The sequence below is a fragment of the Roseovarius sp. EL26 genome (assembly GCF_900327775.1).
GTDB lineage: Bacteria > Pseudomonadota > Alphaproteobacteria > Rhodobacterales > Rhodobacteraceae > Roseovarius.
Map to the genome: position 1 here is coordinate 553,355 of NZ_OUMZ01000006.1, position 12,331 is coordinate 565,685.

A 12,331-nucleotide genomic window follows, 5' to 3' on the forward strand; every position below is an offset into this window, starting at 1 on the left:
GGAGCAGATAACAGTGATCGGAATTGTGATCGTTGCACATGGTGGATTAGCAGGGGAATATCTGCGGGCGATAGAACACGTCGTTGGTCAGCAGCCGGGTATCCAGGCCATCACTATTGAAAAAGATCACGACCGTAGTGCCAAACAAACTGAAATCAGTCGGGCGGCAGATGCGGTAGACACCGGAGACGGCGTTGTGGTCGCGACAGACATTTTTGGCGGCTCACCCTCCAATCTGTCGCTGTCAGCCTGTCAGGCGAAAAACCGTTGTGTAGTCTATGGCGTCAACCTGCCCTTGTTGATCAAGCTGGCAAAGTCCCGCCATCGCCCCTTGCCCGACGCGGTTAGTTCTGCTTTGGAAGCGGGACGTAAGTATATGAACAGCTATAATGTTTCAGCCAAATAAGACGGAAAGATTACACCCTGATGACTGAAATGAATTCAAGACAATTGGATATTGTGAATGAAAAAGGCCTGCATGCACGGGCCGCTGCCAAATTCGTGGAAGTGGTCGAAGGTTTTGATGCCTATGCGACTGTGTCTTTGAACGGACAGTCGACCGGTGGCGATAGCATAATGGGGCTTTTGATGTTGGCAGCCTCCAGAGGAACCACTATTGACGTGCAAACTTCGGGCCCGGATGCGGTGCCGCTCGCAGATGCGGTGCAGGCTTTGGTGGCGGACAGGTTCGGCGAAGACATGTAAAGTGCGATAGTGCTGTAGGACGGGGACAGACCAAGTGACGGAAAACGGAAAGGATCAGATTGCTGATGCGCAGATGGGCGCCTCTGAAAATGTGACCTTTACGCAGTATGATCGTCGTAGTCTGACCTATGCAAATTCGTTCGACACGCCAGTGACCGCTTTTGTCATTCGCGTGATCGAATGGTTCACCGGAAAATTATCAATTCTGCGCATGATCCGCGTGTTTGAAAAACGCGGTGCCCCTAGTGGGCAGGCATTTTGGCGCGCGACATTGGATACCATGGGCATTGATCTTCTGACACCACAGGATCAGCTGGATCACATTCCTTTGGACGGCCCGGTTGTCGTGGTCGCGAACCATCCGCACGGTCTGGTCGATGGAATGATTTTGGCCGATCTGATTGGTCGTCGCCGCAGTGATTACAAGATCCTGACCCGTGCCTTGCTGACCGGGCTTGATGAAGTCGCCGCGTCTTACATGATTCCAGTCCCATTCCCGCATGAACCTGACGTGCAACGCAAGTCAGTGGAAATGCGCGCCAAATCCATGGCACATCTGAAAGAGGGGGGATTGATCAGCGTCTTTCCGTCTGGTGTCGTCTCCTCTTCTGATAGCATGTTCGGCCCTGTGATCGAGCGCGACTGGAACGTCTTTACTGCACAGATGATCCGCCGTTCAGGCGCAAGAATCGTACCGATCTATTTCCCGGGTTCCAATTCGCGCATCTACCAGATGGCCAACCGGATCTCAGCCACGTTACGCCAAAGCCTTTTGCTGCACGAGGTGGTAAAAAGTTGCAATAAACCGCAAAAACCTGTGGTTGGTCCGCCGATCACAGACGAGCAGATGAAGCTGCTGGAAAGTGATCCACGCGGTTTTATGGCATGGCTTCGTGACCACACACTGGCGCTGGGTGAAGGTGCTGCTCCTTAAAGCCAATCGCAGCGAACGGCGGTAAAGAGCCCAGAAATACTGATGCTGCACAACGTGCAAATAGCTTCAAAGTGCGCCAAAGCAGATAAAAGTGGCTATTGAGAGTTTTTCAAGATGGACCTACAGGAGCCGAATAGCTGATTGGCGAAGGGTCGCATGTCGCAGCGCGAATCCCGGGGTCAAAGGCAGCACTTGTTTTGGTGTTGAGCGCCAGAACGTATCGCGTTCCGATGTTAAAGTTGCTGACCTCGTGGATACTTTGAACCAGTTCTCACACCCATCGATACTAAAACTCGTCCCTTTCATTCTATCAAGTTGAACACAATTCGCAGATTTTTTGCGGATTGCCATTCAACTAGTCGGACGATCTTTGTCGATACCCAATTTTTACGTGCGTTTCGTCACATCGGATGACGGTTTCACGTTGGTTAGCGTTCGGCGAAAGGCAACTCTGCCCGCATTGCAGACTCCAGATATTTTGCGCTGTAAGGGATCGGTGGGATAATACTTTGACGTCCCTGCTCTTCGTGGTTCTTGCTCCTGCAGGTCGCTTTCCTTATGACCTCAGTGAAGCAGTGGAGATATCAAATGACCGGACAGATGCCAAAGGTGGCGTTTCTGAAGTACGGAGACAAGCTGGGCCTGAGACCGGGGAATTTCCCGTTGGAGCGGCTGGAATGGCCATTAGGGGAGCCTGAGGATATCTCGGGCAAGACACTATGCGATCTGGGGGCTGATGACCATCTATTGATGCTGCCACAGGATCTGGTGCATTTTCGCCCTGGCTTCGGGATCAGGGCGAAGGTGTCGCTGTTGGTGATGGAACCTAAGGCAATCCATAGCAAACACATGACCATGCTGCGGTGGTCGCATCGACGGTTTTATAAGGTGCTGAGCTGTAACGAGGATCTTTTGGCGCGCATCCCCAATGGCGTGTTCTTTCCGGCTGGGGATACATGGGCTGAAAATTGGCGCACCGTGGATTGTACCAAGACGCGGATGTGTTCACTGATTGCCTCTGACAAGCGTTCTCAAGAAGGTCACAAGCTGCGCCATGAGACGGTGGAGTGGATTCAGGAACAGGGGCTGGACGTGGACGTGATGGGGCGCGGTTATACGCCTTTTTATCACAAGTCGGATGGGCTTGCCCCTTACCACTTCTCAGTCGTGATCGAAAATGTGCGTGAGCGGAATTACTTCACGGAAAAACTCATCGACGCGATCTTGTGCAAAACCGTACCGATCTATTGGGGCTGCCCAAATATCGAAGACTTCTTTGACCCCGCGGCGATGATCATTTGCCAGACGGCGGCTGAGGTTCGCAATGCTGTACAAAGCATGTCATCCGAGCGCTATGACCAGATCCGCCCCGCGCTGGAGGCTTGTCATGCCCCGGCCGTGGAATTTGCGCAATTCAAACGCCGTGCGGCTGAAATTGTTTTGGCGTCGTAGCTACATCATCCGGATGACAGTTTTATCGATCGCAAGAACATAGCCGCGGCGGGCGATGTTTTTCACGAGAAGTTCGCTGATCATCTGGTTGCCCAATGTGTCCCGCAGGCGTTTGATGCGGGTGGCGCCGGCGGCTTCTTCGCAGTCTTCCGTTTTACGGCCGGAAATTATCGCTTCGATCTGCGCACCGGTGAGAACGTCATCATCCATTCTTGCCTCGGCTAGGATCGACAATGTCTCAATCGCAGCATCGGTCAGTTTGAAACCCATGTCGTTGAGGTAGGCTGTTTTTTCATCGCGGCTGATCAGCAGAGAATTGACCTGAATGCCCGAGCGCTCAATCTGTGCCATGCGGCGGTTCATGGTGACAAGCATGATCAAAAATACCAACGTGGCGATCAGCAAGGCGGCAGAAAACACGAGCAGGACGAAGATGACCATGCGATAGCTGGTCAGGGTTTCGGCAAAGGCGGTGCCAGAAAGCGCCAAAATTTCTAGCAATTTGATATCCGTGTCTGAGGTCAGCGCATCGTTTTCAACAAAGATCCGTTCAACCCGTGCGTTAAAGGCGTTGGCGTCGGGTAAGGTCAGGAAAAGGAATATCGCCGCCAGCGCAAGAATAGCGATGATGGCGGCAACGCCGAAGGTGACAACGCGATTTCCCGTGCGACGGGCATCTACGACGGAGGCAGCAAAGGGGTTCATGGGCATAGGTTGTTATTGCTCCGAAACCGAGACGATCTTGAGCAAGATCAGCCCCTGCTCTGCCAGTTGTTCCTTGAGCTCAGCTGCGGCGTTTTCTTTGGTGCAAGTGCCGCTGATCTGGGCTGTTTCAAAGAAGAGCTCAAGCGGGTTGTCGCGCTTGGCCTTGTATTCGACGGTACAATCGGCGTGGGCCGGAAGGACCAGAGCCAGCAGGATGGCGAGGGAAAGAAGGATCTGTTTCATGCCGCCAACATGCGCAAAGCCGTGGGGCTATTCAATAACAACCGGGTGAGGCGGCGCTTATCGGCCACGTTATTGGATTACATTCGCACGATATTGCCTGTCTTGCAGGGGAAGCCCCAGTTTTATCCTGAACCCAGCGCATCTTGCTTGGGCACATCAAGATATCTGCAAGAGGAATGCAAAATGACCTATCAGGGTTTTATCGGAATGATCTTGTCAACGGGGGTGATTGTGGCAGGCTTTAACGTGGCACCGGCAAGAGCGGGCGACGATGATGTCGCCAAAGTGGTGGTGGGGGGTGCAGCGCTGGTTATCTTGGGGGCTCCGATCATATCCGCACAGGATGATGACGATGATGATTATTATTATTATGTCACCACAAAACAGAGTCACTCTTAGCAACCCGTGGCACGCCCGCATTTGCCAGATGCCTGTCGCATCTACCGCGACACTCATAATGGTAGACGTTTCGGCTACAATGGGCAGTGTTTGAAGCGCAATTATTCGGGCTTTGATCATTTGCCGAAACACAGCGCAAAAAACGTAGAAGGCTAGGGTTCCTGTCTAACGTCCGCGCCTATCTTGCGCAAAGCTGACTGTGAGGACTCTCCGCAGCATCCGGTAGTTTGGGCTCGGAGCAGATCTGCGCTGCAATGGGCTTTCAATGTCTGCTTTGAGTAACTTCCCTGTAAAGTTTTGAATGCTCACACATCTAATTCTGCTCCTACACTTGACGTCCGAAATGCGTTGAATTAGGTGGTAGTTCTGTTGAGCGGGCGTTGTGTAGTGGTAAGACCTTAGCCTTCCAAGCAATGTACATGAATTTCATTTGGTCACATGTACTTGCTATATATTTCATTTAATTGAATAATGTTTGGCAACTAGCCACACCACATATCATGTATTTGCATACAGTTACCGACAAAAAACAGACAAAATGCCGAAGCTCACTGAGACCTACGCCCGTAAGATACAACAGACAAAATCCGGCACCAGTAAACACTGGGATAGCGAGATCAAAGGGCTTGTTCTCTTTGTGGGGAAGAAGGCCAAGACCTGGTACTTCCAAAAAGATGTGGGAGGCCAAACTCGCCGCGTATTGATTGGCCGATTTCCAGTAATATCAGCGAACGCGGCGCGTCAGACGGCCCTTGGTTTTGCGCTTGAATGGGGGAGGGGGGCAGGAAAGAAAATCCAAATTGGGCCGCCCAAGCTTATCGATGCGCTCAAGGCCTATCTTTCGAGACCAAAGCTTCGCTCCGAAACCCATAAAGACGGTATGCGGAAACTCTTTGAAAATCATTTAAAAGATTGGCTTCATCTGCCTCTAGATGAGTTGACTAAAAGCATGGTGGTCGAGCGGCATCGGTCACTCGCAAAAACGCCGTCAACAGCAAACCACACACTTCGATACTTCAGGTCTGTCTGGAACCACGCCAGGCGAACGTCAGATCTCCCTGAAGCGCCCACCATGGCAATTGAGTGGTTCGATGAAGCTCCACCTGGAACAATCATTAGTGACTTAAAGCTTTGGCGTCAGACCACGAGTGACTTGTACAATCCAATCCATACGGTGTTCTACGAATTGCTTCTGTTTACAGGTTTGCGCAAAACAGAGGCTCTTACGCTGGAGTGGAAAAACGTACATGAAGGCCATATCCACCTGCCGGTCACTAAAAACGGTCGGAGTTTTGATCTACCCATTTTACAACGCCATCATGAGATACTAGCCCCTGTTCGAGGCCTCCACCGTCGTTGGGTTTTCCCTTCTCCGAAAGGTCCAGAAGGTCGTCTTGGTGCACCAAGACGACTGCAATGGAGCCCACATGCGCATCGGCGCACCTTTGCGACAGTTGCAATGGAGGCGGGGGTGCTGGAAGAGGTTGTGGGGCGATTGCTCAATCATACACCACTTTCAATCACCGGGCAGAGATATGCTCGCCCGTCGCTTGACGCATTGCGACCTGCAATGGAGACTGTTTGCAAAGAGCTGCAGCTCAGGACACATCACGGGTATTCAAGTGAAGATTAAGGAATGGAACCGGAGAACTCCGCTCGACTTTAAGGGAGTGAGATTGCTCGGAGCAGCGCTCTATCTGAGATCGCATAAGTTGCATGACTGGACGCAAAAGCAATTGCTTGAGCAGCAAGAAGCTGAGAAGGATCTCGCTAATTTTAATGAACTCGAGTTTCCACACGGCGTCGATCATTGGCAGAACGAATGCGGACGAGGACGGCGGACGCTGGATGAACTGGAATGGCGGCTACAGGTACTCGGAGCATCGCAAACTGATTACGAAAAAGGGAAGTCTATGCGCGCCATGGACTTTCAGTTTCGTTGGGATTTGTTAATCAATCATAAATTCTTAATGGCGTATCTGTCTGATGATCAACCTGATTGGGCAATTGGCTGGGACCGGGAAACTCCAATTAGTGAGCGTTGGGGGGATGATCCGGCAGAGGCCCTGCAATCTATTTTCTTCAAAGAGTTTGAACGAGTAACCGGGCCTGAGCCAGAATTCTTGCCTTATCTACGCGAGCCAGAGGAATTTGAATTTCATTTGGCTGCTTGGAAGCTCTGTGAACCTGAAAGAGGCATAGGTCAGCCCAAGGGGCGCAGATGGCCAGATGGATTGAATAATGCGGCCTCGTATACCTATTCTATTCGTAGAAAAACGATGGAAAAGGGATCTCCGATAACGATTGAGAAGGCGATCGAGAGGGCGCTGGAAGAGTACACCATAATTGGGTCCGAAGAATTCGAGTGCTTTCCTAATAAAACTTCCGCGATTGTGAGTGATGCCGCCAGCGAAGGAGGGCGTCTCGAGGGAGCAAAGAAAGCTATTCGCAAGCTTTTGTCAAAGTGGGAAAAGGAAGAGAAAGACTTCTGGTAATCATTAACTTATGGGTGCTGCCAATTTTACCCTAGAAATAGCGGAATACTCGGGAAAAGACAGTCGCCAACAATTGTGCTGTGCTTGCTGTAGTTCAAATGGAGCAGGAGTAACACAATGCTAAGCGAAACAAGTGAGGACCGTTTGCTCAACCGAGAGGAAGTTGAAGAACGGTTCGGCATTCCAAAACGTTTTCTGGAAACTGCGATTACCCGTGACAATGGCCCACGCCGCGTCCGGATCGGCCGTTTGGTCAAATACCGTGTAAAAGATGTCAGTGATTGGATTGAAGCCAATACTTCTCCGGGGGTGGATCAATGACTGCGACTTCCGGTAAAAGCGACTATAACAAGCTAAGGTTCGATTGGAAAAAGGAGGTTAATGCTTCAGCAAACTTGAGCAGAGGCGCCAAACATATGGCAGCGTATCTGTGTGATACCTTTGTGAACAAAGAGAACGGATGTTGTTGGCCAAAAAACAAAACATTGGCGAGAAAACTCTCCCTGAGTACGCGTACTGTTCAGCGCCATATCAAAGAACTATTGGAACGAGGTTGGTTACGACACGCCAAAATTAAAAACACCCGTCGCGCCCTTCAGATTGCTTTTCCAAGTAAGAATAAAGGTGACACTGAACATGGCATTTTGTCACCTACAAGGATGACAAAAATGTCGCGCAGAGATGACACGACTGTCACCCCCTATAAGAACCAAGAAAATAACCTAAGAATATGCAATACCTCTTCACTGACGATTTCGACCGTTACGATTGGTGAGCAAGAAGAGCTGGCCCTCGCAACGTGGGAGACATGGGTGAAAGACAACACTACGTTGGATATTGAGGATGTCTTTGGATTGCTGAGAAGGAATGGTGGCTTTGTATTTCCAGTCCGCTTTCCAAAAGACGAGGATGCATGCCAATACAAAATGTTTTTCCAAGACCTTGTCGCATCTAACGGAGCCAATATTGCGAGAAGATGAGATGATTCAAACTGGCTCTGAAAGAAATAGTTCTTCAATCCCATGCAGAGAGGGGGGGCGGTCAAAAGTCTGGTACCTTTTGATGGCTAGACCCGCATCCCTCTCATGGGGGGATTTTTTTCCTAAGTTGGTGAATTTTAGACGATTTTTAGTTGTTGGTTCTCGTGATGGGGAAATAAATTCAATAAAAACAATGCATTAAATCTTTTTGTGTGTTTCGGATGGTCCAATAAATTAGTTTTTTTCCCGTTAAAGATCCGCATTCGAATATCGGCTCAAAATCTAGGTTTAGAATGAGTGGCTGGAATGTAAGCAGTTTCTGAGCTTTTTTGGCAGTAAAGGGCGGAAAACGGACCTTCGCTGCGGGTATATTGGCCCATCCCTTTCCAAGAGAAAGCGGACGTTCTAACAGCCGGATTTATGTACGAAATGCGAATAACTACTCAGAGTTCTTAAACTCATAGCAATGCGTAGATATTGGCAGTGATAATGTCTAGGATTGATTAATTACTATGCCTGTGTTGTTGCTAAAAAATACAGCCCATGGTTTAAGTGGAAAAAAGTTACGAAAATTTACTACATGGCTGAAGAAGCTCCGACACTAGTTACTCCGACAGATTCAGCCACGCTGTGCGACAATCCTGAACTGGACATTATCTTTGTGCATGGGCTTGCGGGAGACCGCTTTGGCACGTGGACCAATGCGGCCAAGGAACTTTGGCCTCGACTAATCGCGGATACATTCATGACCTGCCGTGTTTATACCTGTGGATTCAAATCCTCCCGAACGGCAGGTATCACGGCCGGAGAGGGGACCTCAATCATGGATCTGGGGATCCTTGTTGCAGATGGTTTGATTTGTCGCGAGCCCTCAGCACCCAAGACGCTGTTCATCTGTCACAGCCTTGGAGGTCTTGTGGTCAAACAGATGCTTCGCAAATGCAGCGATTCAGCGGATAGCGATTTCAATGAGCTTGGCCGATCATGCGTCGGTGTCGCGTTCCTTGCCACGCCGCACCAGGGGTCCAAATTCGCGTCAACGCTCAACACTATCTTGTCAAACGGGGCGAGCAAGCAACTGTCTCAGCTGACCGACAGAGAAGAGGAACTCACCAGTCTGAATGAGTACTTCCGCGCACATGTTGGCCGAAAATGCATTGCAGTGAAGTCATTCTACGAAACGGAAAAGACGTGGGGTGTCCAGATCGTCGACAAGGTGAGCGGAAACCCAGGTGTTTACGGAAGTGATCCTATCCCGGTTGAAGCAGACCATATCGGTATCTGTAAACCAGAGACGAGCGAAGCCCCTGTTCACAAGTCCATTTGTAAGTTCATTCGGGATCATCTCGCAAAAAAGATCACGGGCGCCGATGGTCCAACTAGGGATGAGGAGAACAAAAGTCTGGAGGGCGCGGTTGCTGGTGGTGAGGCTGGGTCTTCCTCAAATTTGGATTTGCTATCAGATTTCGAGATTTTCACGCAAATGTCGGAAGATGACAGGCGTGACTTGGAAACCAAGTTGAGTGTTGCTGATCGCGACTATCTGGTGCGGACCGCCAAGCGCAAGAAAGAGCGCTTTCATACGGAACTCAGGCGCCATATTGAGCAGCCGTCTGCAGTCGCGCGCTATGCGAAATTGATGGCGGATGTGGAATCGCGTTTCAATCGCCACGTTGCGCGTGTTATTGCTGATGGCGGTGGGCTTTCTGATGTAGATTGTGCAATCCAGGAATATGTTTTGGATCCCTGCATCGAGGTTCATTCGACATCGGATCAAGCAATTTCTGCAAATGTTGTCGACGGTGCACTCTATTATTTGGCTGGCAATTGCCACATTGCGTGGGACAATGACTGAGTTACGAATCTGGCATTCCTCACGGGATCCGTATCATTGTGTCTTTCGGATGCTCCGACTGTTGATGGCAACCCAGGAGGGACTGCCTTTAGAACGGCTTCGCATCTTGGACATGTATCTGCTGTATCCGCCGTTACTTCATCGTCTGTCGTTGCCTAAGGCGATAAAGGAAAAATTCCGTGAGCTCAAAATTGAGAACCCAAAGTCGACCTTTGTGAAGCTGCCCAGCAACGCATCGGTTTGGCAAAATTTGCAAGTATATCAATCTGCGAGCCTTAAGCAGCTGATAGGGCGTGGTCTCCTAGATCAGTCGGCCTTTCAAAACAAGATCGCGCGTTTGCTTAGTGAAAATCTCCCGACCGAGCTTGCTGAACGAGTAGCCATTGAGAACGCCGAAGACAGCCAGCTGATATCGCTGCTGGTTGAGGGTATGAGTGTCCTTTCGATGAGCGGGCCAGCTGGTCTCATTCGTCGTTCGGGAATCCCTGCGCGGGGACCTGTTCTATGACAGCGGCTTTGAAAGTTGATCGACTACTCGTCACAAAGGGATCGCACATATTTTTCGATGAGCCTTTCAATGCGGGCGTTAACATCATTCATGGATCTAACGGGTCTGGTAAATCGACGATTACTGACTTTATTTTTTTTGGTCTGGGTGGAGATCTGACCAAGTGGAAGCCTGACGCTGCGAAGGCAGAGACGGTTTTTCTACAAATCACAACGCCGTCCGGCGTCTTGACATTAAAACGAGAAGTGTCTGTGAAAAGTGGTCGGCCGATGGCGATCTTCTTTGGCACCATCGCAGATGCGCTGGCGACACCGGTGGAGGGTTGGCAGATACATCCTTACCGCCGGGCCGAGCATGGATTCAGTTTTAGTCAGATTGTTTTTGAATCCCTTGGACTGCCAGAATCCATCAGTGATGGCGCAAGCAATATCACGATGCATCAACTGCTTAGGCTGCTGTATGTCGATCAAATGACCCCCGTTCAGCGGCTCTTTCGTGTGGAAAGCTTTGATACGTGGCAAACGAGACAGGCCGTTGGGGATTTACTTGCTGGTGTGGGTGGCTATGAACTGTTTGATCGCCAAATCGAGTTGCGTGACACGAACAAGCTCTATGAGGCCGCAAACGCGACGTATCGAAGCCTCGTGTCTGTTGCCACAGGTTACGGTGAGAACATTCTGCTTGAACACATCCAAACCGCAATAAATCAGGCGCAAAAGACGCGAGATGACAATCTGCGTAATCTCAAACAATTGGTTGAGGCAACGGAGACGGATGAAACCTCGAATTCGCTGAAGGAAGTGCGCAAAGAAGCCATGAAGACGTTGCATGCAAAGCGTTCAGAAGTGCAGCGTCTTCAATCGGAAATTGAAGTTTTGAATTATGAAATTGATGACGCTGATGCGTTCATCAATCATCTTAGGCATGCCTTACATGATTTCGAGGCTGCTGCGGATACTTTTGCGGCTTTGGGGCATTTAGAATTTGAGTTCTGCCCAGCCTGCTTTTCAAAGGTGAAAGATAAGGCTTCAGGTCATTGCCAGTTATGCGGCGAGCCTGATGCGCACGATGATGGTGGATCCAGAACTCTTGCAGTCAAGCTTGATTTGCAGATGCAACTGCGGGAGTCTTTGGCCATTCAGAAAGAGCGCTCTGATGAGAAAAAAGCCAAGTCTTCGCGCCTACGCGTGGCGCGTAGCGAACTCAGAAAAGCGTCTGCCTCTGCTGATATGGCAAGTGTGGAAGGGGCCACTGGTCGCGAGACTGCTGTTGCCGAGCTCAGTCGCAAAGTTGGATTCCTTGATAGTGAGTTAGAAGGGTTGCAAAAACGCCTAGAGATCGCGGCACGCATTGATGCAGCGTCACGAACAAAGGAAGAGCTAAACGATCGGATCACGCGTTTAAAGCAAGAGATTAAACGTATCGAACAAGACCAAAACAAGCGCAAGAGGGTGGCTTACTCACGCATATCTAATTGTGCAAAAGATCTGCTGGATCAAGACCTTGAAGAGCACAGTGACTTCGGGCAAATCGATCATGTCGGGTTTGAATTCTCAGGTGACTGGGTTGCTATCAATGGCGAGAAAAACCGAGGCGGCAGTGCGAGTGGGATGGTTGTTCTCAAAAACAGCGTCACCGCTGCCATGCTACAAGCGTCGTTCCAAGATCCTTTGTTCAATCTACCAAGGTGGATGATGTTTGATAACATTGAGGACAAGGGGATGGTTCAGGAGCGGTCTTGGAACTTCCAACGACTGCTGGTTGGAATGTCGAAATCTACGCCAAGTGAACATCAGATCATTTTCACTACCTCGAAAATAGCACCGGAGCTTGAAGGGTCAGAGTTCGTTGTGGGCAGAAAGTACACAAAAAGCTCTCCCTCTTTGAACCTTTCGTCAGACGGATAAAACAACTTCAGGTGAGAGGTACCGAGTCAGCAAACTTTGTGTTCGGCCATCGCTGATTGTGCGCGTGCGGCGAAAGTCCGGTCTGACAGGCCGCATTGCAGCAACTGAAGCTGGAAATGAGAGGCCGGTTTGGGCCGTCTGTTTACCA

General features: G+C 50.2%; 14 protein-coding genes. 12 read left to right on the forward strand and 2 right to left on the reverse strand.

Annotated elements, in window-relative coordinates; genetic code table 11:
• Positions 1–13 precede the first annotated feature (13 nt).
• The 4 genes from D9A02_RS07525 to D9A02_RS07540 all read left to right on the forward strand — a co-directional run bounded on the left by D9A02_RS07525 (position 14) and on the right by D9A02_RS07540 (position 3,091).
• A complete protein-coding gene (locus tag D9A02_RS07525; protein WP_120500357.1) occupies positions 14–406 on the forward strand; it encodes a PTS sugar transporter subunit IIA in 393 nt (130 codons plus the stop codon).
• 20 nt (positions 407–426) lie between these two features.
• The gene (locus D9A02_RS07530) at positions 427–705 is read left to right on the forward strand and encodes an HPr family phosphocarrier protein (protein ID WP_120500358.1); all 279 of its coding nucleotides are present in this window, start codon (positions 427–429) and stop codon (positions 703–705) included.
• A 73-nt stretch (positions 706–778) separates the two neighbouring features.
• Entirely contained in the window at positions 779–1,639 is an 861-nt protein-coding gene (locus D9A02_RS07535) for a lysophospholipid acyltransferase family protein (RefSeq protein ID WP_120500440.1), read from the forward strand.
• A 588-nt stretch (positions 1,640–2,227) separates the two neighbouring features.
• The gene (locus D9A02_RS07540; protein ID WP_120500359.1) at positions 2,228–3,091 is read left to right on the forward strand and encodes a glycosyltransferase family 10; all 864 of its coding nucleotides are present in this window, start codon (positions 2,228–2,230) and stop codon (positions 3,089–3,091) included.
• On the opposite strand, the gene D9A02_RS07545 is transcribed toward D9A02_RS07540, so the two are convergent.
• Together D9A02_RS07545 and D9A02_RS07550 are read right to left on the reverse strand one after the other, a co-directional pair.
• Positions 3,092–3,796, reverse strand: coding sequence for a hypothetical protein (locus tag D9A02_RS07545; RefSeq protein WP_120500441.1), 705 nt, complete (start codon positions 3,794–3,796; stop codon positions 3,092–3,094).
• 12 nt (positions 3,797–3,808) lie between these two features.
• The gene (locus tag D9A02_RS07550) at positions 3,809–4,039 is read right to left on the reverse strand and encodes a hypothetical protein (protein WP_120500360.1); all 231 of its coding nucleotides are present in this window, start codon (positions 4,037–4,039) and stop codon (positions 3,809–3,811) included.
• Between the two features lie 183 nt (positions 4,040–4,222).
• Between D9A02_RS07550 and D9A02_RS19170 the strand changes: the two genes are divergently transcribed.
• The 8 genes from D9A02_RS19170 to D9A02_RS07590 all read left to right on the forward strand — a co-directional run bounded on the left by D9A02_RS19170 (position 4,223) and on the right by D9A02_RS07590 (position 12,183).
• Positions 4,223–4,438 (forward strand): hypothetical protein, encoded by a 216-nt coding sequence (locus D9A02_RS19170; protein WP_162932989.1) that lies wholly within the window; start codon positions 4,223–4,225, stop codon positions 4,436–4,438.
• A 538-nt stretch (positions 4,439–4,976) separates the two neighbouring features.
• Complete coding sequence (locus tag D9A02_RS07560; RefSeq protein ID WP_120500362.1) at positions 4,977–6,071, forward strand: integrase family protein; 1,095 nt, start codon at positions 4,977–4,979, stop codon at positions 6,069–6,071.
• Positions 6,061–6,933 carry a hypothetical protein gene (locus tag D9A02_RS07565; RefSeq protein WP_120500363.1) on the forward strand — a complete coding sequence of 291 codons (873 nt, stop codon included), beginning with the start codon at positions 6,061–6,063 and terminating at the stop codon, positions 6,931–6,933. Before D9A02_RS07560 ends, D9A02_RS07565 begins: the two co-directional genes overlap by 11 nt.
• Before the next feature lie 117 nt (positions 6,934–7,050).
• Complete coding sequence (locus D9A02_RS07570) at positions 7,051–7,254, forward strand: AlpA family transcriptional regulator (RefSeq protein ID WP_120500364.1); 204 nt, start codon at positions 7,051–7,053, stop codon at positions 7,252–7,254.
• A complete protein-coding gene (locus D9A02_RS07575) occupies positions 7,251–7,913 on the forward strand; it encodes a helix-turn-helix domain-containing protein (RefSeq protein ID WP_120500365.1) in 663 nt (220 codons plus the stop codon). The genes D9A02_RS07570 and D9A02_RS07575 overlap by 4 nt, the downstream gene beginning before the upstream one ends.
• 580 nt (positions 7,914–8,493) lie before the next feature.
• Positions 8,494–9,768 (forward strand): ABC-three component system protein, encoded by a 1,275-nt coding sequence (locus D9A02_RS07580; protein WP_120500366.1) that lies wholly within the window; start codon positions 8,494–8,496, stop codon positions 9,766–9,768.
• Positions 9,761–10,276 carry an ABC-three component system middle component 5 gene (locus D9A02_RS07585; RefSeq protein ID WP_120500367.1) on the forward strand — a complete coding sequence of 172 codons (516 nt, stop codon included), beginning with the start codon at positions 9,761–9,763 and terminating at the stop codon, positions 10,274–10,276. The genes D9A02_RS07580 and D9A02_RS07585 overlap by 8 nt, the downstream gene beginning before the upstream one ends.
• The gene (locus D9A02_RS07590) at positions 10,273–12,183 is read left to right on the forward strand and encodes an AAA family ATPase (RefSeq protein ID WP_120500368.1); all 1,911 of its coding nucleotides are present in this window, start codon (positions 10,273–10,275) and stop codon (positions 12,181–12,183) included. Before D9A02_RS07585 ends, D9A02_RS07590 begins: the two co-directional genes overlap by 4 nt.
• Positions 12,184–12,331 lie beyond the last annotated feature (148 nt).